This is a genomic window from Psychrobacter sp. TB15 (genome assembly GCF_000511655.1).
Classification (GTDB): Bacteria; Pseudomonadota; Gammaproteobacteria; order Pseudomonadales; family Moraxellaceae; genus Psychrobacter; species Psychrobacter submarinus.
The window spans coordinates 187,821-211,965 of sequence record NZ_AYXN01000042.1; the positions used below are offsets into that span (position 1 = coordinate 187,821).

25 protein-coding genes are annotated in these 24,145 nt (G+C 40.8%); 7 read left to right on the top strand and 18 right to left on the bottom strand.

Features of this window, described 5'->3' with window-relative positions; all coding sequences use genetic code 11:
- Positions 1-12 precede the first annotated feature (12 nt).
- From rsmD to scpB, 7 genes are all read left to right on the top strand, one after another.
- Positions 13-744: a 16S rRNA (guanine(966)-N(2))-methyltransferase RsmD gene (gene rsmD / locus W234_RS0112355; protein WP_025647142.1), complete on the top strand. Its 732-nt coding sequence runs from the start codon at positions 13-15 to the stop codon at positions 742-744.
- 253 nt (positions 745-997) lie between these two features.
- Complete coding sequence (gene rplM / locus W234_RS0112360) at positions 998-1,426, top strand: 50S ribosomal protein L13 (RefSeq protein ID WP_025647143.1); 429 nt, start codon at positions 998-1,000, stop codon at positions 1,424-1,426.
- Positions 1,427-1,436: 10 nt separating this feature from the next.
- Positions 1,437-1,823 (top strand): 30S ribosomal protein S9, encoded by a 387-nt coding sequence (gene rpsI / locus W234_RS0112365; RefSeq protein ID WP_025647144.1) that lies wholly within the window; start codon positions 1,437-1,439, stop codon positions 1,821-1,823.
- Positions 1,824-2,093: 270 nt separating this feature from the next.
- On the top strand, positions 2,094-3,188 hold the full coding sequence (locus W234_RS0112375) for a lipid A biosynthesis acyltransferase (RefSeq protein WP_025647145.1): 1,095 nt from the start codon (positions 2,094-2,096) through the stop codon (positions 3,186-3,188).
- A 130-nt stretch (positions 3,189-3,318) separates the two neighbouring features.
- Complete coding sequence (trpS, locus tag W234_RS0112380; RefSeq protein WP_025647146.1) at positions 3,319-4,389, top strand: tryptophan--tRNA ligase; 1,071 nt, start codon at positions 3,319-3,321, stop codon at positions 4,387-4,389.
- 22 nt (positions 4,390-4,411) lie between these two features.
- Positions 4,412-5,272 (top strand): segregation and condensation protein A, encoded by an 861-nt coding sequence (locus tag W234_RS0112385; RefSeq protein ID WP_051397486.1) that lies wholly within the window; start codon positions 4,412-4,414, stop codon positions 5,270-5,272.
- 42 nt (positions 5,273-5,314) lie between these two features.
- Positions 5,315-5,863 carry an SMC-Scp complex subunit ScpB gene (gene scpB, locus W234_RS0112390; protein ID WP_025647148.1) on the top strand — a complete coding sequence of 183 codons (549 nt, stop codon included), beginning with the start codon at positions 5,315-5,317 and terminating at the stop codon, positions 5,861-5,863.
- Positions 5,864-5,925: 62 nt separating this feature from the next.
- On the opposite strand, the gene W234_RS0112395 is transcribed toward scpB, so the two are convergent.
- The 18 genes from W234_RS0112395 to pseB all read right to left on the bottom strand — a co-directional run bounded on the left by W234_RS0112395 (position 5,926) and on the right by pseB (position 24,139).
- The gene (locus W234_RS0112395; protein WP_025647149.1) at positions 5,926-7,398 is read right to left on the bottom strand and encodes a capsule assembly Wzi family protein; all 1,473 of its coding nucleotides are present in this window, start codon (positions 7,396-7,398) and stop codon (positions 5,926-5,928) included.
- 58 nt (positions 7,399-7,456) lie between these two features.
- Positions 7,457-8,662: a DegT/DnrJ/EryC1/StrS family aminotransferase gene (locus W234_RS0112400; RefSeq protein ID WP_025647150.1), complete on the bottom strand. Its 1,206-nt coding sequence runs from the start codon at positions 8,660-8,662 to the stop codon at positions 7,457-7,459.
- 66 nt (positions 8,663-8,728) lie between these two features.
- Positions 8,729-9,388: a NeuD/PglB/VioB family sugar acetyltransferase gene (locus W234_RS0112405; RefSeq protein WP_025647151.1), complete on the bottom strand. Its 660-nt coding sequence runs from the start codon at positions 9,386-9,388 to the stop codon at positions 8,729-8,731.
- Positions 9,381-10,004, bottom strand: coding sequence for a sugar transferase (locus tag W234_RS0112410; RefSeq protein ID WP_025647152.1), 624 nt, complete (start codon positions 10,002-10,004; stop codon positions 9,381-9,383). The genes W234_RS0112405 and W234_RS0112410 overlap by 8 nt, the downstream gene beginning before the upstream one ends.
- A 28-nt stretch (positions 10,005-10,032) precedes the next feature.
- Positions 10,033-11,172 carry a glycosyltransferase family 4 protein gene (locus tag W234_RS0112415; RefSeq protein WP_025647153.1) on the bottom strand — a complete coding sequence of 380 codons (1,140 nt, stop codon included), beginning with the start codon at positions 11,170-11,172 and terminating at the stop codon, positions 10,033-10,035.
- 51 nt (positions 11,173-11,223) lie between these two features.
- Positions 11,224-12,378 (bottom strand): hypothetical protein, encoded by a 1,155-nt coding sequence (locus W234_RS0112420; protein ID WP_025647154.1) that lies wholly within the window; start codon positions 12,376-12,378, stop codon positions 11,224-11,226.
- Positions 12,379-12,416: 38 nt separating this feature from the next.
- A complete protein-coding gene (locus W234_RS0112425; protein WP_025647155.1) occupies positions 12,417-13,073 on the bottom strand; it encodes an IS1595 family transposase in 657 nt (218 codons plus the stop codon).
- Positions 13,074-13,234: 161 nt separating this feature from the next.
- Complete coding sequence (locus W234_RS0112430) at positions 13,235-14,353, bottom strand: glycosyltransferase (RefSeq protein ID WP_025647156.1); 1,119 nt, start codon at positions 14,351-14,353, stop codon at positions 13,235-13,237.
- Between the two features lie 13 nt (positions 14,354-14,366).
- Entirely contained in the window at positions 14,367-15,443 is a 1,077-nt protein-coding gene (locus W234_RS0112435) for a glycosyltransferase family 4 protein (protein WP_025647157.1), read from the bottom strand.
- 63 nt (positions 15,444-15,506) lie between these two features.
- Positions 15,507-16,454, bottom strand: a complete 948-nt coding sequence (locus W234_RS14255; protein WP_025647158.1) for a glycosyltransferase family 2 protein — start codon at positions 16,452-16,454, stop codon at positions 15,507-15,509.
- A 10-nt stretch (positions 16,455-16,464) separates the two neighbouring features.
- Positions 16,465-17,394, bottom strand: a complete 930-nt coding sequence (locus W234_RS0112445; RefSeq protein WP_025647159.1) for a glycosyltransferase family 52 — start codon at positions 17,392-17,394, stop codon at positions 16,465-16,467.
- Between the two features lie 59 nt (positions 17,395-17,453).
- Positions 17,454-18,497, bottom strand: a complete 1,044-nt coding sequence (pseI, locus tag W234_RS0112450) for a pseudaminic acid synthase (protein WP_025647160.1) — start codon at positions 18,495-18,497, stop codon at positions 17,454-17,456.
- Positions 18,490-19,137, bottom strand: a complete 648-nt coding sequence (locus W234_RS0112455) for a formyltransferase family protein (RefSeq protein ID WP_025647161.1) — start codon at positions 19,135-19,137, stop codon at positions 18,490-18,492. The genes pseI and W234_RS0112455 overlap by 8 nt, the downstream gene beginning before the upstream one ends.
- Before the next feature lie 2 nt (positions 19,138-19,139).
- Positions 19,140-20,246, bottom strand: coding sequence for a UDP-2,4-diacetamido-2,4,6-trideoxy-beta-L-altropyranose hydrolase (gene pseG / locus W234_RS0112460; protein WP_025647162.1), 1,107 nt, complete (start codon positions 20,244-20,246; stop codon positions 19,140-19,142).
- Positions 20,243-20,929, bottom strand: coding sequence for a pseudaminic acid cytidylyltransferase (gene pseF, locus W234_RS0112465; RefSeq protein ID WP_025647163.1), 687 nt, complete (start codon positions 20,927-20,929; stop codon positions 20,243-20,245). Before pseF ends, pseG begins: the two co-directional genes overlap by 4 nt.
- A complete protein-coding gene (locus W234_RS0112470; protein ID WP_025647164.1) occupies positions 20,926-21,975 on the bottom strand; it encodes a glycosyltransferase family 2 protein in 1,050 nt (349 codons plus the stop codon). Before W234_RS0112470 ends, pseF begins: the two co-directional genes overlap by 4 nt.
- A gap of 4 nt (positions 21,976-21,979) precedes the next feature.
- Entirely contained in the window at positions 21,980-23,140 is a 1,161-nt protein-coding gene (gene pseC, locus W234_RS0112475; protein WP_025647165.1) for a UDP-4-amino-4,6-dideoxy-N-acetyl-beta-L-altrosamine transaminase, read from the bottom strand.
- The gene (gene pseB / locus W234_RS0112480; protein WP_025647166.1) at positions 23,141-24,139 is read right to left on the bottom strand and encodes a UDP-N-acetylglucosamine 4,6-dehydratase (inverting); all 999 of its coding nucleotides are present in this window, start codon (positions 24,137-24,139) and stop codon (positions 23,141-23,143) included.
- Positions 24,140-24,145 lie beyond the last annotated feature (6 nt).

The following is a 24,145-nucleotide window of genomic DNA, read 5'->3' on the forward strand; positions in this document are numbered from 1 at the left end:
AACCGTTTTATTATGAAAAAGCCCTCAGCAATACGCCGCTCGCAAGCCCAAAAAGTAAAAACTCAAAGAACAAAAGCTTCAAAACCAAAGGGCGGTAAAGCAAAAGATAGTACATTAAGATCGCAACAAGCGGCCGGCCATGTCCGCATCATCGGTGGTCAGTTTAAGCGGCGTAACATCACCTTTATCGATGGTGAGGGCCTGCGTCCGACGCCAGATCGCCTGCGTGAAACGCTATTTAATTGGCTACTCGCTGACATTCATAGCGCGCGCGTATTAGATAGCTGTGCAGGTAGCGGCGTCTTAGGCTTTGAAGCTTTATCTCGCGGCGCTACGCATTGCACTTTTATTGAAGCCAACCCAGCACAAGCAAAACTGCTAGCACAAAGCGCTGAACAGCTACGTTTAGAGGCGGATAGCTTTATTATAAAGTCTGGTAAAGCTGAGCTATTATTGCAGCAAGATCAGAATATTAACCAACCGTTTGATATTGTCTTTATCGATCCACCATACGCAGACGATCTGTGGCAGCCTATCTTGAAGACACTTATAGAGCAAGAATTACTCACTCCGAGCACGCTCATCTATTTAGAAGCCGATAAAGACTTAACGACTCAATTGGCGCAATTGGCCGAAACCCTCAATGAGAATAGTAATTTGCAGCCAATAACTGGCTTTGAGTGTCTAAAACAAAACAAAGTAGGACAAGTTGTCGCTGGACTTTATCAGCTGTCAACGTCATAATTATCTCACTGCTTTTTACGATTAGACTTAACCCCTCATCATCAAATAATGATAAGGTATCGAGTGCTTTATCGCTGAAAAGTACAAAACCCGTAAAAACCTGCTAAATACGACTGTTTAATGTAATGCAGGAGAAAATAAACCCCATTGGCGCTTGCAAGCCGGAGCGCTACTGCTTATAATGTGCAGTCTGTTTTTTGAGAGCCCCGTTCCCAGCTAAACTCTCAACGAATTCTAAATTTAAGGTTTTATCATGAAAACACTTAGTGCAAAACCAGCTGAAGTGACCCATGACTGGTATGTTGTCGATGCTGACGGCAAAACCCTTGGTCGCTTAGCCACGCAAATCGCTACTCGCTTACGTGGCAAGCACAAAACGTCTTATACCCCGCACGTTGACACTGGTGACTTCATTGTCGTCATCAATGCAGATAAAGTCGCGGTAACGGGCAAAAAAGCACAAGATAAAAAGTACTATCGCCACAGTGGTTACCCAGGTGGTATTAAAGAAACCAACTTCAACAAGCTGATTGCACATAAGCCTGAAGATGTTCTACACAAAGCAGTTAAGGGTATGCTTCCTAAAGGCCCTCTTGGCTATGCGATGATCAAGAAGCTGAAACTATATGCGGGTACAGAGCATCCACATGAAGCTCAGCAACCTAAAGAACTAGACATCTAAGGATAATTTTATGGAACGCAATTACGGAACTGGTCGCCGCAAGACGTCTACCGCTCGTGTCTTTTTAGCGAAAGGTACTGGTAGCATCAATGTCAACGGTAAACCACTTGATGAATACTTCAGCCGTGAAACTTCACGTATGGTTGTTCGTCAGCCATTAGAGCTACTTGAATCACCTAATGATTACGACCTTTACATCACTGTAAAAGGTGGCGGTATCAGTGGTCAAGCAGGCGCGATTCGCCACGGTATCACTCGTGCCCTAATCGAGCTTGACGAAACTAATAAGCCTGCTCTAAAAGCAGCTGGTTTTGTAACTCGTGATTCACGTCAAGTTGAACGTAAGAAAGTTGGTCTACGTAAAGCACGTAAGCGCCCACAATTCTCAAAACGTTAATCGAAGCTATGGCTTATTGGCTTGCTACTCTATTTCTCGTCAGATATTGGTAAGAGTAGCTGCTAATTTAAGCTTAGTTTTGCAAAACCTTATAAGTGGCTCGCTGCTTATAAGGTTTTTTTATGCCTGACGATTTATATATTGTAATCAACGATGTAAATAAATTATTGGGCTCAAACACAGACTCATACTTGCTACAAGCAAAACTCATCTTGTAAAGCAAGCTTATCTACCCCATCATAGTAGCACCTTTTATTATAGTACCTTCTTATGAAAGCGCCCGAACAATACGATCCTAGCAAAGCCGATAACCAAAATTCTACCGCACCAAATAGCGTCTCTAATAAGCAAGCAAAATCACCTGCTCTGCCGGCAGGTACGCCTATGATTACTGAGACGCAAAAGAAAACTGCCCAAGCCGAGAAAAGGCCTTTTGAATGGCAGTTTTTATTGCCGAAGTACTGGGGTATTTGGCTAGTTTTAGCGCTAGTATTGCCGCTGATTTATTTGCCGCTACGTTATCAGTTTTGGCTCGGTCGTAAGCTCGGTGTTTTGATTTACAAGCTAGCAGGTTCGCGGCGTCGTGACACGCTGATTAACTTAAGTCTGGCTTTTCCAGAGAAGCCGGAAGCGGAGCGCGAGCTAATGGCAAAGCAAGTCTTTGTCAATCAAGGCGTCGGAGTGTTTGAAACCTTATGTGCTTGGTTCCGTCCTAATGTATTTACCCGTACGGTATCGGTATCGGGTTTGCAGCACTTAGTCAACGCCCAAAATGAAGGGCGTGCGGTAATTTTACTGGGCGCGCACTATACGATGCTCGATTTGGGCGGTCTACTTTGCACGCAGTTTTTTGCCGCCGATTGTATGTACCGCGCGCAAAATAACGCGCTGCTTGATTGGTTTATCTACAATGGTCGCACCAATATCTTTGGCAAGCAGATCTCTAGTCGTGATATGCGCAGCTTAGTCGATTCTATTAATAAAGGCCATGTCATTTGGTACTCACCCGATCAAGACTATGGCCTCAAGCAAGGAGTTATGGCGCCCTTTTTTGGTGTACCTGCGGCGACCATTACGATGGCACGGCGTTTGGCTAAGCTAGGTAGTAAAACCCATCCACCAGCAGTAATGGCGCTGCATACTTATCGGCAGACCCCAGATAATCTGCCGCGTGGTAAGCGCCCACATTATCATCTAACAATCACACCAAAGCTTGAGAACTATCCGAGTAAAGATGAAGTCGCTGATGCCACGCGAGTCAATGAAATACTAGAGAGCCTCATTCGTATTGACCCCACTCAGTGGATGTGGTTTCATCGGCGCTATAAGCATGGTCCTAACGGCCGCCGCGATATTTATAAGTAATAGGCTAAATAAACTGCTCTTCAGTTATTCGAGCATAAAAATCGCCGATAAATTTGTTATACTCTGCGGTTATGATTTAGCACCTAAACGCCTATACACCATAATTTAAAAACACTGTAATGGATATTTTATGAGCGATAACTCTAATTCGGACGCTTCCAATCAAAGCAAACGCATCCTTACCGGTATAAAACCCACCGGTATTCCTCACTTAGGTAACTATGTTGGTGCCATTCGTCCTGCGATTGAGTCCATTCAGAATAGTGACGATGAAGCGTTTTTTTTCTTAGCCGATTATCACGGTATTATTGGCTGTTATGATCCTGCTATCATTCATGAGTCAACTAAAACCATCGCCGCCACTTGGATCGCTTGCGGTCTTGATCCTGAGCGCGTAACCTTTTATCGTCAATCCGATGTGCCAGAGATTACCGAGCTGGCTTGGATCTTAAACTGCTCTTGCGCTAAAGGTCTGATGAACCGCGCACATGCTTATAAAGCTGCAGTCGATATTAATGCTGAGAAACCAGACGTCGATGCAGATTTTGGCATTACTATGGGTCTATTTGGCTATCCGGTGCTGATGGCGGCTGACATCTTGATGTTCAATGCCACTCACGTTCCTGTAGGCCGTGACCAGATCCAACATATTGAGATGGCACGCGATATCGCTGGTACTTTCAATCATAGATATAAGCCACTATTTACCTTACCAAGCGCAGTAGTCGATGATGACACTCCACTACTGACGGGCCTTGACGGCCGTAAAATGAGCAAGAGCTACAGTAATACTATTCCGCTGTTTGGTGAAACCAATCCGCAAGTGAGCTCAGAGAAGCAAATGCATAAAGCCATTATGAAGATTGTGACTAACTCACAGCTGCCTGATGAGCCAAAAGACGCGGACGATTCGGCTATCTTTGAGATATACAAAGCCTTTGCTACTCCTGCTGAGATCGCTGATATGCGCGCGCAATTTGCGACAGGTATTGGCTGGGGCGATGCCAAACAAGCGCTCTTTGATAAGATTAATAATGAGATTGCCCCGTTCCGCGCGCGTTACGAAGAGCTGATGGCCAATCCAAAAGAGTTAGAAGAAATCTTGCAAATGGGCGCAGACAAAGCTCGCCGTCATAGCCGTAAACAGCTTGATAAAACGCGCCGCGCCATCGGTATTCGCCCACTAGCTAAACTCAAATAACCAGTCAGCTAGTCAGATTAAGATGCCTTCAACGATTAGCCTAGCGCCTGATGCTGCCTCTGATTTAGCCGACCAGGCGTCAACTGATACGATTGATGCCGCTCTGCGCATTTATCAAACGCCAGTAGCAAACCTGCCCGAGGACTTATATGTACCGCCGGGCGCTTTTGCTATTTGGCTTGAGCAGTTCGCAGGGCCGTTAGACTTTTTGTTGTATCTCGTCAAAAAAAACAACGTCGATCTAACCCAGATGGATATTTTGCCGATCACTGAGCAGTATTTGGCTTATATTGGCGAGCTTGATAGTGATCATTTTGAGCTCGCTGGTGATTATCTACTGATGGCCTCAACTTTGATTGCCATCAAGACAGAGCTGCTGCTACCAAAACCGCAAACCCCAACTGATGAACGTGACCCAAAAGCGGAGCTGATTGAACGCTTAGAATCTTACGCGCAAATCAAAGAAGCAAGCCTGCGTTTAGATAGCTTAGTTCGTCTTGAGCGCGATGTGTTCTTAGCTATGGTCAGTTTGCCAAGTACGGATGTCATGCAAGCTGAGCTACCTTGCTACTCACCTACTCTACTGATCGATAGCTTATTTAAGATGCAACTGCAGCCTGATTATCAAATGCATAACATCAAAGTCGACGCGGTGCCCCTATCTGATCGAATCGCTAGCATTAGTCGGCAGTTAAGTACTGGTAGTGCTCGCTCCTTTTATCAGCTATTAGACAAGTCGCAAGGCAGAGTCGGCGCAGTAGTGAGCTTCGTAGCGGTGCTAGAGCTCATGAAAAGACAGTTAGTAGGCGTAGTTAGTAGCGATGTAGAAGCTGATAAAGAGGCTAGCCAGATAAACTCGTTAACTTTGCAATGGTTGCTGTAGTGTTCGCCGTTGGCGTTTAATTTACCGATAAATAGAACAGACATGATAAATAATAACGATATCTCTAATACTAAAGAGCATAGCCTACAAATAGAGGTGCTACTGCACGCCTCAGATGCACCGCTGACTGATAAAGCTCTACGCAAGCATCTGTCTGTGTCTGCCAAGGAATTAGAGCAAGCCCTAGCGGAATTACAACAGCGCTTAGCTTCTAGTGTGTTAAGACTTCATCAAACCGCTAGCGGCTACCGTTTGCAAATCGCTGACGACTATAGCGCGCTCATTCAGCGTGTGTTTCCACAGCGGCAACAGCGTCTTAGCCAGGCGCTACTTGAGACGCTAAGCGTCATTGCCTACAAGCAGCCGGTCACTCGTAGCGATATTGAGTATGTGCGCGGCGTGACGTTATCTAGTAGCCTATTAAGACAGCTGTTTGATAAAGGTTGGATTATGGAAGAGGGCTATAAAGACACTTTAGGACGTCCAGCGCTACTGCATACTACCCCACAATTTCTGGACGCTTTTGGATTGACAGCTTTGGACGAGCTGCCACCGATGCCGGATTTGTCCTCAACTGTTACGTCTACTTGATTCGCAATAAAAAAGAGCTTACTAATCAACTAGTAAGCTCTTTAAATTACAATAACTTAGTTTTAGTAAGTCGCAAGCTCAATACCGATACCAACACCGACATCGGTTGACTCTACATCTGAATCTACTGCCCATAATCTTGTGCTAACTTTGGTCAGCGGCTGTAGCTGATGCTCCCATGCAACATCGACAGCGGTGAGCTTATCCGTTGTTGGATAGGCTTGGTTATCCGCCTCCCCAGTGCGAGAGTCTAACTCTCCTGACTGATTGACTTTAGCGTGTTGTAGTTTGGCATTGATAAAGTTACGCTCATCAAGCCATAAGCGACCACCAAGCGCAATACTTTCCGCATCACCGCCTAGTGCATAGCCTAATGGAAAACCTTGCTGATAATAACCATCGGTATAGTTAATATGGTCATAGGAGATCCCTCTGACCTCACCACTTGTACGCGTATCGGTATATTCAGCATACAGCTGATAGGGCTTGCCGTAGGCAGATGAAGCATAGTCAGCGCCAGCTAGATACATGTTTTTAGCCGGTAAGCCGCCAGCTTCGTCTTCACCAATATACTGGCCGTAGACGCTAGCCGGAACATCAATCAGTGAGGCAAGCTTGAGTTTGGCATCAAAGCCGCCCAATTGATTGGCTGGATCGCCACCATCACGACCACCATTGTCTTTGGTACCTAATATGGCATCACCAAAGGAGCTTAAACTTTCAGGTCGACCCTCGCCGCCCCACATAAAGGTACGAGAAGCGCCGACTTCTAACCAAGGCAATGGACTAGCGGTTAGACGCGCGCCAAATAGCTTAGCGTCAGGAACCGCATCATAATCATCCAATTGCCCAGCAAATAGCTGATACTGCCAAGGTCCGACCCAGTTTAAATACTTATAATCAGGCGCAGTTTGCGTATCACGCTGCATAGTAAAGCCGGTCACCGGGATACTAGCATCACCGCGAATCAGGCTACCATCATGCCCAGGACCCCACCAAGTCGGAATCTTACCAGCGACTAGCCATTGGTTAGCAGCCATACCCGCTAGATAAGAGCCTTCAAAGCTGACGTCAGAATCATCATCTATGAGCTCATCATTCTTGACATTAGCCTGCAGATTAAACTCCCAATTGGCTTCGCTAAGTCCGACTGAACCGCTAAGTTGCTGCCCAGCGAGTTTATTATCGCCGAAGCTTTGTGGCAGCTGTTGACGATCGGTCTGTATAGAGAGCTCGCCAGTCGCTTTAACTAAGGACTCACGATCTTTATTAAGACGGGTTTGGATAGACTGCACGACTTGCTGCTGCACAGGCGTAGTTAACTGGGCGCCCAATAGTCCGCGCTCAATCTCATTAGCCGTCAACGGCCAAGTGCTCGTACTGATCTGAGTGACGCCTTGAGTGTTGAGCCAGTCGATATCAGCCTTTAAGCGCAAGTCATTCATATAGAGGTTTTGCGCAGTAGCGGTTGTGGCTAGCATAGAAGACATTGTTACGATACTGGCAGTTAATGCCGTCATTAACTTTTTATTCATAAGGGTCTGCTTTTATAACAAGGTTTGATAAATAATAGCTTAATAATACAGATTATACTTACACAGCATCAGCCATTTTGGTAAATACTTGTTCGATAGCTTGCACAGTTTGTTCAATCTCTGACTCAGTTAAAGTTGGATGTACCAAGAACATAAGACTCGTCTCACCCAATTGCTTGGCTATCGGTAATGGCAATGTTGGCCGCAGACCTGTATCATCAAAAGCTTTTTCTAAATACACTTCAGATGCTGAGCCTGAAAAGCACGGCACGCCTTGCTCATTAATGGCTGCAATAATACCGTCTCGTGTCCAGCCTTTGGGTAGGTTTTCAGGCTTTACATAGACATACAGCTTATAGTAGGCGTGCTTGGCATCAGCAAAGTCGGTGCGCTCTTCTAAGCGGGGTACAGACAAATAGCCTTTTTCTGCCCAGCGTGTGCACGCATCCAAAATTGCCTGCGCGTTTTGCGTGCGCTTTTGTGTCCAATCGCTCATTCGCGCCAGCTGGATACGCCCGATCACCGCTTGCATCTCAGTCATACGCCAATTGGTACCAAAGCTCTCATGCAGCCAGCGATAGCCTGGTGGATGCTCGGTTTCATAGACCGCGGCATAGCTTTTACCATGGTCTTTATACGCCCACATCTTGCGCCATAATTGCTCATCATTGGTGGTGACCATACCGCCTTCACCGCCTGTGGTCATTACTTTATCTTGGCAAAAGCTCCACGCACCGATATGGCCAATACTACCAACGCTACGACCTTTGTAGCGCGCACCATGTGCCTGCGCGCAGTCTTCGATGACATATAAATCATGCGCATCCGCCAATGCCATGATACCATCCATATCGCACGGCCAGCCAGCCAAATGTACACAAATGACCGCTTTGGTCTTATCCGTCAATACCGCTTTGATGGTCTCAGGCGAGATGTTGCCAGTCTCGGCATCCACATCCGCAAATACAGGCGTCGCACCTGCATTGACCACACAAGAGATACTGGCAATAAAGGTGCGCGGCGTGACAATCACTTCATCACCTGCGCCGATATCCAGCGCTTTTAATGCCACATCCAATGCCAGTGTGCCATTAGCAACGGCTACTGCATATTTGCTGTCTGCCCATGCTGCAAATTCTTTTTCAAACTCGCGCCCTTCTTGTCCGGTCCAGTAGTTAACTTTATTAGACAACAAAACAGCACTGACCTTGTCCGCCTCTTCTTGAGTAAAGCTCGGCCACGGTGAAAAAAATGAATTTAGCATAATATCCTCAATAAATAAGACGTTGGAACAATTAGGGCAATATATTAAGAAAAAATTGAGCGGGTATTAGCGCGCCAACGGTCTGGCGGGGTTGCCTATCATAATAGCACCTGCAGGCACGCTCTTGGTGACGACAGCGCCCATACCTATGACTGCGCCCGCACCGATGACTAAGGGCTTGTCAGGAGTACCCTGTTTAATCACGGCACCTGCACCGATATAGGCATGGTCATGGATATGAATGTTGCCGTTACAGCTGACACGCGGGGCAAAGGTCACATAGTCGCCAATGACGCAGTCATGCTCGACATAACTGTATAAATTGGCATGAAAGCATTTGCCAATACGCACATTTGCACCAATCGTCACAAAAGGGCTGAGCGCTGCACCGGCAGCGATACTGACTGCATCCATAATTAAAGTGGTGGTTCCCTTTACTGTCCACAATGAGATACCATCTTGAACCAATTTATCTGCAATTTTTTGACGAATGCTGCTATTAGCAATGGCAATCAAGACAAATTTATCATCACTATTTATACTCTTAAATTTTGCATAATTCATCGCTGTATAGCCGTTAACATTCGCATCTTTATCTAATGCGTCATCAATAAATACGATTTGGCTATCTGCTTGAGCATTTAAGCTCCGTAATTGATCAACGGCTACCGGCATTAAGCTACGACCACAGCCTGAGGCACCATAGACGGCAAATATTTTACTCATAGCTATTTTCTAAAGCTGATTGGTTTTGAGAACCAGTAAACTTACTCATGGTCGCTTCGCCGTCAGCGCTAATACCATCTTTGATAACTACTTTTTTTACCGTCTTAAACAATATCTTGATATCTAACCACAATGATTGGTTATCTACATACCACGTATCAAGCTCAAACTTCTTATCCCAACCGATGGCATTACGCCCATTCACTTGCGCATAACCCGTAATACCAGGGCGAACATTATGGCGACGCGCTTGTTCTTTACTATATAGCGGCAGGTATTCCATTAATAATGGGCGTGGTCCCACTAAACTCATATCACCTTTGAAGACATTCCACAGCTCAGGCAGTTCATCCAAACTACTATTACGTAGTGCTTTACCAAAGTCAGTTAAACGCTCACTATCAGGCAAAGGATTGCCATCACTATCTATGGCATCTTTCATGGTACGAAATTTAATCATCTCAAATGGCTTACCGTCTAGACCCGGACGTGTCTGACGAAATAGCACTGGTGAGCCTAAGTTCTTTTTGACTTTGTAAGCAGTGATCACATATACCGGAGATAAAGCAACTAAAGCGGTGGTAGCGGTGGTGATATCAAAAAGGCGTTTTATCATTCTTCTTCCTGTGACTCTACTATATAAATTATAAACCCATCGCTTCTAGCATTGATTGATTGACAGCATCCACATCAAACTTTTCTTCTACCAATTGGCGTGATGCCTTACCCATTTCAATAATAAGCGCTGGATTAACAATAAAATATTCCATCGCAGCCGCTAATTCTTCTACCGCTTTAACAGGAACGAGATAACCATTATAACCATCAATCACTGTTTCACGACAACCTGGTGCGTCCGTCGTAATGATTGGGCGACCCATTGCCATCGCTTCTAGTACCGTGCGCGGTGTGCCTTCTCGATAAGAAGGCAATACATAAATAGAACTCGCTGCAATGGCTGGCTTCACATCATCAAGCTTACCCCAAAAGTTAAATAACCCTTCATTAATCCAATTATCTAACTCTTTTTGCTCGATAGCATCAGGGTTATCGTCGATCCAGCCTACTAAGTCAAATTGAGCTTGCGGATATTTCTCTTTTACAATACGAGCTGCCTGTGCATATTCGCGTACTCCTTTATCGCCCAGCAAGCGAGCTATCAATAGAAACCTAGGGATCAATATATCATCTATAGTGGCAAATGGCTGGACACTATATTCTGATATATCAACACCTGAGCCATTAACAACGGTAGTTGAGGCATTGGGCGTTAAGATACCCATAGATTTAAATAATGCTTCATCATCAGGATTTTGAAAAAATACTTTATGAGTTGATGCTAATGCTACTGAATACAGCTTATGCATTATTTTTTGTAGATTAGACTTTTTATAGTCTTGTTCATCTGCTCCTTGAAAGGCGTAACCAAGACCTGTAATCAGAGCAAAACGATGCGGCACACGAGCGAGTTTAGCTGCTAGCGATCCATAGATGACTGGTTTAATGGTATAACCCATTACATGGCTGGGCTTAATTTTCTTCATCAATAAGTATAAAGCAGACAAAGTTTTAGCGTCGTTTAACGGGTTGGTCCCTGTACGCTGCATAGGTATAGGGTGAACCACATAGCCTAAAGCAGTGAGATTCTCATACTCTTCTGGAAAAGTCTCAAATTCAGGAGCAGCAATGTGAACCTCAAAGCTCTTATCTTGTAGCGCTTGAATTAAAGCACCACGAAACTTTAGAATTGAAGCGGGATAGCTGGCTATAATTAGGAATTTCATTAGTTACTTTAGCCTTAGTTCTTTATGAGAAAAGTCAATCTCAGAATAATCTTAATTTGTAATAACTGCTGTTTTTCTTTCTTTTCCAATGAGAGATATTAGTAGAAATATAAGCATAGGGGCAAACATCCACTTCTGTCGCATAGCTATACCTAAGTTTGCAGTAGTCATTGCCAAGATAATCCAAGCTAAAAAGCAGTATATCCACAAGAACATTCTATTATGCTCAGCGAACTGACTAGGCAATTTCTTTTTTATAGCAGCACGAGTACCTGCAATGAACAAAAATAGCAATATTATATTATCTATTGATGCCAGTAGCGAAAATATACTATTCGCCTCAAATGGCATAGGGCGGAATAAGTAGGTAAACAGTTTCATAGGAAAGCTCATGTTGGCAATGTCAACACTAGAACCGCCTTGTAAGTTCTGTCCTTCACGTCCTTCAATATAACTCATTACATCACTAGAATTTGCATCCTCACCTACTCCAGCATAATTAAGCCCTAAAGGCACCAAAACAGCGGTTGCTACAATAGCCACTGCACCAAAAACTATGCGTTGGACAATAGGTGTCCTGCGCTGAAATACCATAGAACCGGCTAACCCGATCACCATCATGCCAGCAATATGTGGTCGCACAAACAGCATAACTAATACAGCAATCACCATCAACACTACTCGGCGATTGAGCTTCATTGCTGCCCATAGCGCTAAACCCATTGCCATAAAAGATAAGGAGTCTTTACCTATTGCAGACGACCAAAAACTAACTGAGGGTAAGAATACGATTAAGGTGGCTATACGGCGTATTTGACGAGATTTATATTGTGTTACTTCTCTTAGAGCGGCATCGAAAGCTAACAGACCAATAAACCCAAAAATTTGAAAAACAAGAAACGTACCTAATAGTGAGAGACCAAAACCTTGGGTAAACAAAGAGGTAAATAATATGACGCCTTTCGTTCCAAAAGAAAATACTAGTTCTGGTAAAAAACTACTCTTAAAATACATAATAGCGTCTCCGCCATTATTGATTACATAAAAAACATAAACAATAGATAAAAGAGCATGCCATAAATAAAGCGCAAGCGCACGTTTAGTAGAACAGTTAAATGATCTACGCAAGCTTATAGCGATAATTGCACCGAAGACGAAAACTATAAAGGCTGTAATTATTTGCCATGGGTTTGTAACAAGATTCATAAGCACAACTTTAATCTAGGGGCTGTAGTAGATAAGGATTAAATATCACACCATTTTTTCAGCGTTTTCAGCTTATTAGATGGTGAGCCATAGTTAAACCTAAACTCACACTCTTTTAAAAATAAATGGAAGTTCTTCTTATCGATCCCATTATATTTTCTGAGCGTTCGTTTAGACTGATTCCAAAAGTTCTCAATGCCGTTGATGTGATTGTTTTTACCGCAAGTGAACTCTATAGAGTGATTGACTCTGAAATGTTTAAACTCGCTCACATCCAGTGCATTGTAACTTCGATAGCTATCCGTATAAACAAAGCTGTCAGGCTTGATTTTACGCTTAATAACAGGCATTAGAGTAGTCTGTTTGGTGTCTGCTACGACAATGGTATACACCTTACCGTTTCGTTTTAGAATCCCAAATACAGCGGTTTTACCAGCAGCCCCGCGACCTCTTTTGCCTTTGCGTACGCCGCCAAAGTAACTTTCATCTAATTCGACTTCGCCATCAAAAAGCTCATCAGCTTGTAATGAGAGATGATGATCTATCACAAGTCTTATTTTATGATAAAAAAGTGCAGCAGTATTAGGCTGAATATCAAGCAAATCTGCGGCTGTTCTAGCAGTCACTTCAGCCGTAAAAAACTCTAACAGCCTTCGCTGTACTTTTTTACTGAGTTTACAACGGGTTATCTTCATAAAAGTAGTCTAGCATAGTGCTTATCTACTACAGCCCCTTAATCTATATTATTTACTATATTATTTAAAAACCAAGATTATTATCAGCTTAAAGAGATATTTTATAAGTTTTATTTATAAATATTATTATCATAATAAACCAGCTAAATATAAAAAAGAAATTAACTATTAAGCATCAGTTCTTCTAAATCACGTGTCGAAGCAGAATAGAGGTACAACCACTTCTTAATAGCGCCACCTAATGAATAATGCTGTATAACCCTCTGCCTTGCCTTTATACCTAATTCTAGTCTCTCATTAACACTTAACTCTAAAGCTCGTTCTAGTGCATTAGCTAATGCCTGACAATTCTTAGGCGGCACAAGAAAATTCGTTTCACCTATTACTTCTTTTACTCCGCCACAATCAGTAGCCACAACTAAACGCTCACAGGCCATAGCTTCAGCAACTACCAAGCCAAACCCTTCCCAAGCTGAGGAAAGTACAAAAACATCTGCAGCAGACATCAAAGATGGAATATCTCTTCGTATCCCTAAAAACTGAATAACATCAGTCAGGTTTAGCTCATCAATGCGCTGTTTGAGGTCATCTTTTAGGGGGCCATCACCAGCTATAAAAAGCTTAAAGTCTTTTCTGTTTTTGCTTAAAAAATGTACAGCATTTATAAGATTTGGATAGTCTTTTTGTGTATCTAATCGTCCAACAGCAAGTAATACTTTCTCATTATTTACGGATAGCTCGGCTCTTATATTTCCTCTAGCATTTCTATCGAATGAAAACTTTCTAATATCAATCCCATTTGTTACGTTGACCATGCGACCTGTTTTCACTGCACCTTTACGAATAAACTCAGATACTGCTTCACTACTTACATTTGTAGAAATATCTGTCAACTTATCCGTTATTCGATAAGCCAACATTCTAGTCTTTCCACCTTCATTAGTGTTATGTGCTGTACTTATTAATTTAGGAATATTAACGGATATCCTTAGAAGTCTTGTGAATATATTTGCATGAAACATATGGCTATGAACAACATCTGGATTAAAGCTATTAATGAGCTTTCTCAACTGTAAATATGATGAAAGGGTATCTGTATAGCTATTCATCTCTAGAGAAACGACCTCTATTTTCTTACTCTTAGGCAGCACTAACTTTGGCCCAGTCATATAAGCTACTTTAACCTCATGATCTCTATTAACAAGTTCATCTGCTAAATTAGCTACTACATGTTCAGCACCTCCCATACCCAGGCCTGTTATGACTAATAATACTTTCACACCATTCACCTTATTATTTATTATTTATTATTAATTCTATATATGAATGTATTTTTCCTAGCACTTCGTCTTCATTGAATATTTTAGCTTTATCAATACAAGCTTGATGATAGCTTTCTGCATTATCAATTAGTGAAAGTACTTGTTGTTGAAATTCTAAAGAATCTATTTCCTTGGGCTCAAAAGAGATACCAGTAGCTCTACCAAAGCCCTCTACAAACTCCGCACAGAATCCAGCACTTTTAGTTGTTATAGCTGGCACACCACGAGCATGCGCTTCAAGTAAAGTAGTAGCAAACCCTTCATGATGACTGGTAATAGCAAAGCATTTGATACTGTCGTATATAGCTGGTAGATCTTTCCTATCCGCCCAGTCTTGCAAATCTATAACATCTTGCAACCCTGCTTGTTCAATAGCACTGATGATGTTTTCTTTTTCTTCACCACGCCCTAATATTAGAGATTTGATTGGCTGAATGCCTTGAGAATTAAGCCTATTTATCAAATTAACAAAAAGCGGAATATTTTTTTCCTTGGAAAGTCTAGAAATAATAGCTAAATCATACTTCTTAGATGCTTTACTGTCACTAAAAAACCAAGGAGAGATAAAGTTACCTATAAATTCAACCTCTACAGGAAATGCTTGTAAGTTCTCTTTATTTACACTAAAAACCTTGTCGCAAAAACGGCTTGAAAACCTTAATAGATGGTATTCCGCATCGCTATGTCCCAATCCAGCCGCATTCCTTTTCTGCAGATATAAATGCAAAAGAGACACTACCTTAAATCCCTGTAATCTAAACATGGGGGCTAGCCATAATGAAGACAGGTCATTAAGAACGATAACTTTGATACCAGAACGCTTAAGGGTTTTAGCAAGGTGTAATGAGCTGGATAGTCTTTTGGCTTTTGAAGCGACTGAATCCATCGTTATTGTGGGGCAAGAAAAGGTATCAGGCTCTGAGGTTGCAATGACAGTCGCTAGACCTTTATCATTCATATAGCGACATAGATTCTCTATATAAATCTGACCGCCACCCCAAATATTCTCACTCGGAGAGTAAATACATACCTCTAAATTTTTTATCATAACTTTATACTCATTTATCTTATCAACTAAACTTTAAACTTTAACGCTTGTAAAATATATCGATTAATTCTTTATATAAGAGTATATTTTAAAGGTATTTTTTAATATAGGTTCTGGAGTGAGGTTAAACGTAAATAAGAAAATAGAAATCTTATCTAGCTGAGGTAAAGACAAACTAGAAAGCTTCTTTGCTCTCTTGATATCTTTATTAAACACTGATGCTTTTACACCGTTGAATAGGCGACTGTTAATATATTTCTTTACGTTATTTCTTTTGAGAATTGCAGGATTCTCCGTAGCCCTCTCTACTAACATATTTACAGAGGGTGACAAGTCTTTCAGTGATTTGATACCTGTTCTCTTCCGAGCTGCTACGCTTTCGCTCTCCATTATACCTCCTGTCCCTCTGAAGTAATAACAGGTTATTTTATCAGATATTGCTACTGGATAAGATAGTGCTACTCTTGCCCAATACTCTAAGTCTTCTCCCATTTTTGCATCACTAAAGCCACCAATACTACTAAACACTTCCTTTTTGATTGCTACTGAAGAACTGTGTATAACACTTATATCTTTAGCAGCTTCAAGGAAATAGTCTGCTACGCGAATAAAACTTAGCGTATCTTCTTCAGTATCAGTTATATTCATAGCTGTATTTAACTGTAATACCTTATTAGATACCATCTTTGATAAAGGAAAGGCATTGATTATTTTCACTAATTCAGCTAAATGAAAAGGTGACCATGCATCATCAGCATCAAGGAGTGCAATCCAATCATATTTTGCTTCAGCCATTCCTGTATTTCTTGCTGGACCTACGCCTTGATTAGCCTGCTGTATGATTCTAACTCTAGGGTCTGAAATATTTTTAATAACCTCTAAACTACTATCGACTGAACCGTCATCGACAATAATTAGTTCGAAATCCACAAAACTCTGAGAGAGAACGCTTTCTACTGTTCTTAAAATATATTCTTCTTTATTATATAGAGGTATAACAACACTGAACATTTTGACTTCCTTAAATTAAAATTGGTGTGCATCCTGCTTTTTTACTTAACTCAAATAGCTCAGGGGTTTTAGGAGCGCCTTTAGGAAGTAGTACTATACACTCTTTACAAAGAGGTCCTATATTGAGCATAACTGTGCTAAACAGACCAACTAATACTATAGAAGCATCTTTTGCATCTAATATTATCGCTTCTTCAGCAATCCTACCTCTTTTATCTAGAAGTTTAGCACCCAGATTAAGTAGATTTTTCTCCCTTGGGTGAGCAACATACGCGTCTACTTCTAGAGCTCTGGCATACTTCTCAAGCCTATCTATTTCTTGTAGATTCATAACCTCTTCAAAGGGTGCACCTAGAAAATATATTTTACTTTCATTAATATTTCTAGATAATTTTTCAGTCCATCCTTCTATATAGCGAAGCCTATTTGATTCTACTATATTCTCTCGATCCCTATATAAGGTGTAGTGCCTACTAATTTTTTGCTTTAATTGTATAAGCGGCAAAGCTTTCATAAAATATCTATAGAGAAAAATCCTCAGATTATTACTCTCTACGTGATAGATACTATTAGGATTTATATTTGCAGTCCCATCATCAAAAGTTATCAATTGTGCATTAGGATAAGCATTTGCTAAAGAATTAATAAAAAACGCATCAATGCTCGCAAAGAGCAATTGATTATAATTTGATGATTTATACCAGGCTCTCGATTTGATTTTGAACATTATAGCCGACAGTATACTAAACCGTTGAGAAGGTACAAAAACATACTCTGAATTTCTAGCTTTCAAAGAAAGTTTTTCATAGTAAAAACCATCTTCTTTAGAGTTATTTTGAGTAAAATATAGAACATCGAAAATTTTAATACACTCTTTTTCTAAAACTTTTTCTACTAACCATGCTTGAAATGGTGTTCTAATAATTACTAAGGCCCTCATGTAGCTCCTACTCTAAATAACTTAGATTTATTTAATATTGTTAGTGTATTAACAATTAACTATAAGCATTCTAATTTTACTGGCGTGTTTTTATACACTTCTTTAGTCAATCGCTTCCCTATAACCTCATCCAAAAACTTAGGAGCCAACCCAAACCCAGGACGCACACTACGCACTGCATCTTCAGTAATAATATCCCCAGCTTTTAAATCTTTTACAAAGTATAACGAGCGACGAAATTTAATGTTGCCTTGCTCACTTGCTTTGCGCCCATAGTCTACTTTACCAAGAGCTTGCCACGCAGTCTTACTATCACGGCATAGAGCGGTTAAGTCCTTAGGTTCTAAAGAAAAGCTATCATCAGGACCACCGCCGTCACGATTAAGCGTAAAATGCTTTTCTATAATAGACGCACCTAGTGCCACACTAGTGATTGCTGTCGTATTATCAATAGTATGGTCAGAGAGGCCTGTAACTAAGCCAAAACGCTCTCTCATATCTAAAATAGTGCGTAAGTTATAATCTTCTGCCGGTGCAGGGTAACCACTAACACAGTGTAGGATAGCAAGCTCTTTACAGCCTCCAGAACGAGCTGCTTCAATTGCTTCTTGTATCTCTTCAGCATCAGCCATACCGGTTGATATGATCATTGGTTTACCAGTACTCGCCACATATCGTATTAAAGGCAAGTCAATCGCTTCAAATGAAGCGATCTTATAAGCTGGTGCATTTAAGTCTTCCAATAAATCTACAGCCGTATTATCAAAAGGCGAGCTAAACATAGTGATATCTAACTCACGAGCATAGTCAAATAAGGGTTTATGCCACTCCCAAGGTGTATGTGCTTCTTGATAAAGCTCATAAAGCGTACGCCCATCCCACAGACCACCATGAATCTGAAAGTCTGGTAAATCAGAATTCAAGGTTATTGTATCAGGCGTATACGTTTGTATTTTTAAAGCATCTGCACCTGCTTTTTTCGCTTCTGCAATAATGTCTTTAGCTGCATTGAAGTCACCATTATGATTAGCAGACATTTCAGCAATTATATATGGAGGTGTGTCTAGACCGATAATACGGCCGTTAATATTAATATTATTCATTGTCTATTTTCTCTAACGTTAATTTAAATTTTTTACCATGAATTTCTAAATAAGCTGGAAACCGACTAGGGTCGCATACTCTTATTTTGTCAAATTGGCTTTCAATGCTTTTAGATATATCTATTTTACTATCTAACGGAGTCCGTTTTGGATAATAAGTTGGTTGTATATCAGAGCTTTGCGGAGTGGGAGCAATAGATTCAAAGTTTTGTACGGCTAAATCTATTAGTTCAATCTCTTTATCAAAAAGTATATGGTTGATTTCATCCCATAATGCATGATTCGGTATTTTAAACTTTATTTTCTTCCATATGTTTCCGCTATCAACCTTATCCGCAGCTTCTAAAAGGGTGAGAGTTATTTCATCGGAACCATCAATGATTTGCCATATATGTGGACTCCATCCTCTTCCTTTCGGAAGATCACTGGCATGAAGGACTAGGCTTTTGTTGTAAGAAGAACGATCTTCTTTATTAATAATTTCTGAGCAAGAAATAAGAAATAAGATATCACCTCCGCTCAGCTCACTTTTTTTCCTAACTAATTCAATAGTATGCTTATCAGTATTGTCTTTAATCCAGTTGTATAAGTATGTGTTAACCGGATGCTCTGAATCACTACATAAAAAACTGATTTTCATTATTAAATTTTATCCTTAGCAGTATTAGACAATAACTTTAAGAGTCTTTGCGCACCTAATCCATCACAAATTAAGCTGGCTGCCTCACTCATTTTAAGAAGGTTATCTTCCTTGCTAATAAAACCTACGCTTAAGTCAGTTATGGAACCGTTATTTAACTTCACCAGAGATACTGCGCCTGCGTCTTCTAAATTTTTAGCAATTAGAAGCTGATTTTCCGCTAAAACTAACATGAGAGTAGGCAAGCCTAAGCAACACCGCTCCCAAGATGTAGATCCAGCAGCACCAATAGCTAAGTCACTGTTCGCCATTAGCTCAGCCATATTAGAAACACCTGTTTTTACTTCCGTAGGCCAAGGCAGTTGTTCAGCTTTCTTCTTAACCGCCTCTATCCAGGGAGAGGTTGAGCCCATTACCACAGTGATTTTGCATGAATCAGATAGAGGGGTCTGTTTTAATGTATCTAGCATCTTTGACGTTAGATTATCTTTATCCACACCACCCAAGTTAACTAATATATGCTCTAAAGTATTATTTTTTCGACGTTCTAAACTGTATTGACGCCATTTAGAAAACTCTGGGCGTAACAGTGCATAAGTAGTACCACATAAAACTTTACAGTGATCTCGAACTAAGCCCTGGTAATCCTGCCTGTTACGACCAAATGTTTGATCTAATAAGACATCGCAGTCATGTTTTCTATCTGCTAAATCATCAATTACTAATATACTGTCACAATGAGGTCTAAACTTTTGTTCCCAATAATCGTTTAGTGCATAGTGATCAACAATAAGCCATTTAGGCTCTATATCACTAACGATATCTATAGTTTGCTTAGCGTCTTCAGCTTGACTTGTTCCTAACCATTCTGAATGAAATAGAGTAGACTCCGCTTCACCCTTGTTGCTATTATTTAGAGGTATTGCATCAAGCTTATAAACCTTATAACCCTTTTTAGTAATAAGATCTATAAGATTGCCTTCATGCTCACGACATATAAAATAGCATTTAGCACCCTGACGAGCTAACTCATCAGCAAGGGTTAAGCAGCGCATGACGTGACCGGTGCCTATTAGAATGGAGGCGTCGCAGCGAAAAACTACATTCATAGTTGCATGGCCTTAAACAATAGCTCAGCACGTTGCCAGTCTTCAGGAGTATCAATATCTTGAACCCGATGTCTAGGCAAAATAACAGGTGTAGATTCCGAGCCAAAGATAATCTTTTCTATTAGCCAAGCCTCTTTAGTACCCCAGTAAAACTGCCCAGCATCATGATAAGCTTCTTCTAAGTCTTGTGAGCGAGTATTAAACTGTTGTGGCTCAAACATTTCTACGCCAAGAGAGGACTTAATTTTAAAGGCCCGTTGAATAGGAAAGGCATAGCTGGTCGCTGAAAAAGCATACGCAGCGTTCGTATCTTCTAACTGCTGTAAACCCTGTTTTATTGCTTCCGGCGTTATAAAGGGTGCAGTAGCATACAGACAGCAAACAAATTCAGGAGTTCTACCCTGCTCAATTAAGCAGTTAACAGCGTGCTGTATTACAGGAATGGTACCTGCATGATCATTAGAAAGTTCTTCCGGTCTAATAAAAGGAACTTCTGCATTATACGCCTGCGCTACTTCTGCAATCTCAGTATCATCCGTAGAGACAATAACTCTGTCAAAGCAGCCAGATTCAATAGCTGCTTCAATAGAGTAACTTATCATTGGTTTTCCACAGAACTCTTTAATATTCTTTCGTGGAATACGTTTGCTACCGCCTCTTGCTGGAATAATAGCTACTTTCATTGATGAGGCTCCAGTAATCCTAAAAGCTTTATAGGTTTACCCCATGAGAGATCTCGGTTCTCTAGAAAGTAAGCAGTTTGGTCGTTTAATTGTAGGTATGATAAATACCAGTGAAATAAAAAGTAAGTTTTGAATTTTAAGCTTTTACTTTCTAGAAGTGATATATGATTTTGTGTAAGGTTTAATTCGGTAGATACTTCTCTAAAGTATCGCATTATTTTATGTGTGATTAGCCATTTTTTGGAAGGCTTAAGTGAGTTGAAGATACTAACGTTTCCAAAAAGAGTATAATTAATAAACTTAGTTTCTAGTAGCTGTAATTGTTCCTTATTATTAGTCAATTTTCGAGCTGCTTTGAAGCATACTACTGGAGTAAAAAGTCTATCAAAGTTCCTTGGGCTGTATTCATTACCTCTTGTGATAGAGTCGAATTCAGTATTATGAGTGTATGCAACAGTATCCGATTTATAGCATGTTTTTATAAAAAATGGATATATGAAAAAAGTCATTGGACCATCTTCATATATACAGTTTTCTGGAAAAAATAAACCATTATTAATTAGAAGGTCTCTTTTAAAGATATTTGTCCATATCCATCCAAAATTTAAAAGAAGGGTCTCGGGCATATATTCTTGATCACTATAAACACCCTCTTTAAGGCGCATACTATTATGGGTTTCGTTATTATTAGAGTGATTAAAAGCAATCAAATCATAACTTTCAAGACTTAAGCTTTTTATTTCTTCTAATGCTTCTGGTTTAATGTCATCATCTGAATCAACAAACCAAACATACTGACCCTTAGCTACTTTTAGCCCAGCGTTTCTTGCTCCACCAGGGCCTTTGTTTTCTTGGGCTATAACAATAACATTAACCTTACAACTCTCTTTGAATTCTTCTAAAGCAGTCAGTGTACTATCAGTCGAACCATCGTCAACTAATATTAGTTCTATTCCATTATCTTCTATACTAGATAGAGTTGATAGAAGTCTCTTAGATTTATCCTCAGAATTATGGAAAGGTATAATTATTGATAAATAGTACATTGTTTTAAGCCTCTAGAATAGATTTTAGACTAGAGACAACCTGATTTTGCTGATCTTCAGTCATGGTTGGAAACATAGGTAAGCTAATGGCTTCTTTATAGTACTGCTCAGCTTCAGGGAATTGATCTTCGTTAAAGCCCATTTCCTGATAATAAGGCTGCAAGTGTACTGGAATATAATGAAGGTTTACCAGGATGCCTGCTTCACGCATACCATTAAATACTTCAAGATGGGTTTTGGATATCTTATCTAATTGCAAACGAATCACATATAGATGCAAACCTGAGTAGCTGTCCTCAATCTGCCAAGGTAATGTAATAGGCAGGTCTTTCAGTAACTGATTATAACGCTCAGCTAAATTATGGCGTTTAGCAACGTACTCATCTAAGCGCTGCATTTGCGAAACGCCTAAGGCAGCTTGCATATCCGTCATGCGGTAATTATAACCAAGCTCAATTTGCTGATAATACCAGGGTCCATCAGCAGGTTTAGTCATTAAGCCTTCATCACGAGTGATACCATGGCTGCGTAACAGATTTAACTGCTCCGCTAACTCAGGATCATTCGTAACTGCTATGCCACCCTCAGCAGTGGTTACGATTTTTACAGGATGGAAGCTAAAGACAGTGATGTCACTATAACGGCAATTGCCGATAGGCTCGTCTTTATATTTACCACCGATAGCATGAGAAGCATCTTCAATAACCTTAAAGCCATATTTCTGAGATAAGGCATGAATGGCTGCCATATCACAGGGCTGTCCACTAAAATGAACAGGAATGACGACTTTAGGCAGTGTACCTTCTTGTTCTGCAATAATAAGCTTTTGTTCCAAAGCCTTGGCAGACATATTATAAGTACGAGGATCGATATCAACGAAGTCCACTTGGGCACCACAATATAAGCCACAGTTAGCAGATGCCACAAAGGTATTAGGTGTTGTCCATAACCAGTCCCCTTTAGCAAGTCCTAATGCGAGACAAGCGATATGTAGGGCAGAGGTTGCACTGTTAACCGCTACTGCATACTTAGCGTTACAGGCATCCATAACGGACTTCTCAAAAGCAGGCACCTTAGGTCCCTGCGTTAAGAAGTCAGATTGTAATACTTCAACTACCGCATCAATATCTTGTTGACTAATATCTTGGCGACCATATGGAATCATTTAGATGCTCCCGATTTTTTCACGATTGATTTCGATCCACTCTTGAAGTTGCTCGTCACTCATCCATTCAGAGTTGTTATCGCTAGCATAGACAAAACCTTCTGGTACACGTTTACCGTCTTTAATGCGTTTAGGATCAGTTGCCCAATGATTAATAGTGGGTAAAATCTTGAAATGCTCTGGATATTCGTAGGTGTAATAGGCGTCTTCAGCACTGATCATTTGTTCATGAAGTTTTTCGCCAGGACGGATGCCAATGGTTTCTTGCTTGGCTTCTGGAGCTACAACGCGAGCCAAATCAGTCATCTTCATTGATGGAATCTTCTTGACGTATATCTCACCACCGACCATATCTTCAAAAGCATGCCAAACCAATTCCACACCATCTTCTAACGAAATCATAAAGCGGGTCATACGCTTATCAGTAATAGGCAATACGCCTTTGTCTCTAATAGACATAAAGAAAGGGATGACTGAACCGCGTGAACCCATCACGTTACCATAACGCACTACTGAGAACTTAGTGCCATGTTCACCAGAGTATGAGTTACCTGCAACAAATAGTTTGTCTGATGCTAGTTTGGTCGCACCATATAAATTAATTGGACTGCTGGCCTTATCCGTCGATAGCGCAACAACTCCTTTAACACCTTTATCAATACAAGCATCAATTAAGTTCATAGCGCCATTGATATTGGTTTTTACACACTCAAAAGGATTATATTCAGCTGTAGGTACAATTTTTGTTGCAGCCGCATGAACGACATAATCCACTCCATCTAATGCACGATATAAGCGCTCTTTGTCACGAACATCACCAATAAAAAAGCGGACTCTATCATCCCCAATAAATTTTTTGGCCATGTCCCATTGTTTCATTTCATCACGTGAAAAAATAATAACTTTTTTAGGGTTATATTTTTCTAACACCATGGGAACAAAAGTGTTACCGAATGAACCTGTTCCGCCGGTGATCAGAATAGTACTATTACTTAACATTTAGAA

What these genes read in the sequence shown, in the direction of transcription:
- rsmD (WP_025647142.1), top strand. Translation starts at nt 13, where the DNA reads ATGAAAAAGCCCTCAGCAATACGCCGCTCGCAAGCCCAAAAAGTAAAA.
- rplM (WP_025647143.1), top strand. Translation starts at nt 998, where the DNA reads ATGAAAACACTTAGTGCAAAACCAGCTGAAGTGACCCATGACTGGTAT.
- rpsI (WP_025647144.1), top strand. Translation starts at nt 1,437, where the DNA reads ATGGAACGCAATTACGGAACTGGTCGCCGCAAGACGTCTACCGCTCGT.
- W234_RS0112375 (WP_025647145.1), top strand. Translation starts at nt 2,094, where the DNA reads ATGAAAGCGCCCGAACAATACGATCCTAGCAAAGCCGATAACCAAAAT.
- trpS (WP_025647146.1), top strand. Translation starts at nt 3,319, where the DNA reads ATGAGCGATAACTCTAATTCGGACGCTTCCAATCAAAGCAAACGCATC.
- W234_RS0112385 (WP_051397486.1), top strand. Translation starts at nt 4,412, where the DNA reads ATGCCTTCAACGATTAGCCTAGCGCCTGATGCTGCCTCTGATTTAGCC.
- scpB (WP_025647148.1), top strand. Translation starts at nt 5,315, where the DNA reads ATGATAAATAATAACGATATCTCTAATACTAAAGAGCATAGCCTACAA.
- W234_RS0112395 (WP_025647149.1), bottom strand. Translation starts at nt 7,398, where the DNA reads ATGAATAAAAAGTTAATGACGGCATTAACTGCCAGTATCGTAACAATG.
- W234_RS0112400 (WP_025647150.1), bottom strand. Translation starts at nt 8,662, where the DNA reads ATGCTAAATTCATTTTTTTCACCGTGGCCGAGCTTTACTCAAGAAGAG.
- W234_RS0112405 (WP_025647151.1), bottom strand. Translation starts at nt 9,388, where the DNA reads ATGAGTAAAATATTTGCCGTCTATGGTGCCTCAGGCTGTGGTCGTAGC.
- W234_RS0112410 (WP_025647152.1), bottom strand. Translation starts at nt 10,004, where the DNA reads ATGATAAAACGCCTTTTTGATATCACCACCGCTACCACCGCTTTAGTT.
- W234_RS0112415 (WP_025647153.1), bottom strand. Translation starts at nt 11,172, where the DNA reads ATGAAATTCCTAATTATAGCCAGCTATCCCGCTTCAATTCTAAAGTTT.
- W234_RS0112420 (WP_025647154.1), bottom strand. Translation starts at nt 12,378, where the DNA reads ATGAATCTTGTTACAAACCCATGGCAAATAATTACAGCCTTTATAGTT.
- W234_RS0112425 (WP_025647155.1), bottom strand. Translation starts at nt 13,073, where the DNA reads ATGAAGATAACCCGTTGTAAACTCAGTAAAAAAGTACAGCGAAGGCTG.
- W234_RS0112435 (WP_025647157.1), bottom strand. Translation starts at nt 15,443, where the DNA reads ATGATAAAAAATTTAGAGGTATGTATTTACTCTCCGAGTGAGAATATT.
- W234_RS14255 (WP_025647158.1), bottom strand. Translation starts at nt 16,454, where the DNA reads ATGTTCAGTGTTGTTATACCTCTATATAATAAAGAAGAATATATTTTA.
- W234_RS0112445 (WP_025647159.1), bottom strand. Translation starts at nt 17,394, where the DNA reads ATGAGGGCCTTAGTAATTATTAGAACACCATTTCAAGCATGGTTAGTA.
- pseI (WP_025647160.1), bottom strand. Translation starts at nt 18,497, where the DNA reads ATGAATAATATTAATATTAACGGCCGTATTATCGGTCTAGACACACCT.
- W234_RS0112455 (WP_025647161.1), bottom strand. Translation starts at nt 19,137, where the DNA reads ATGAAAATCAGTTTTTTATGTAGTGATTCAGAGCATCCGGTTAACACA.
- pseG (WP_025647162.1), bottom strand. Translation starts at nt 20,246, where the DNA reads ATGAATGTAGTTTTTCGCTGCGACGCCTCCATTCTAATAGGCACCGGT.
- pseF (WP_025647163.1), bottom strand. Translation starts at nt 20,929, where the DNA reads ATGAAAGTAGCTATTATTCCAGCAAGAGGCGGTAGCAAACGTATTCCA.
- W234_RS0112470 (WP_025647164.1), bottom strand. Translation starts at nt 21,975, where the DNA reads ATGTACTATTTATCAATAATTATACCTTTCCATAATTCTGAGGATAAA.
- pseC (WP_025647165.1), bottom strand. Translation starts at nt 23,140, where the DNA reads ATGATTCCATATGGTCGCCAAGATATTAGTCAACAAGATATTGATGCG.
- pseB (WP_025647166.1), bottom strand. Translation starts at nt 24,139, where the DNA reads ATGTTAAGTAATAGTACTATTCTGATCACCGGCGGAACAGGTTCATTC.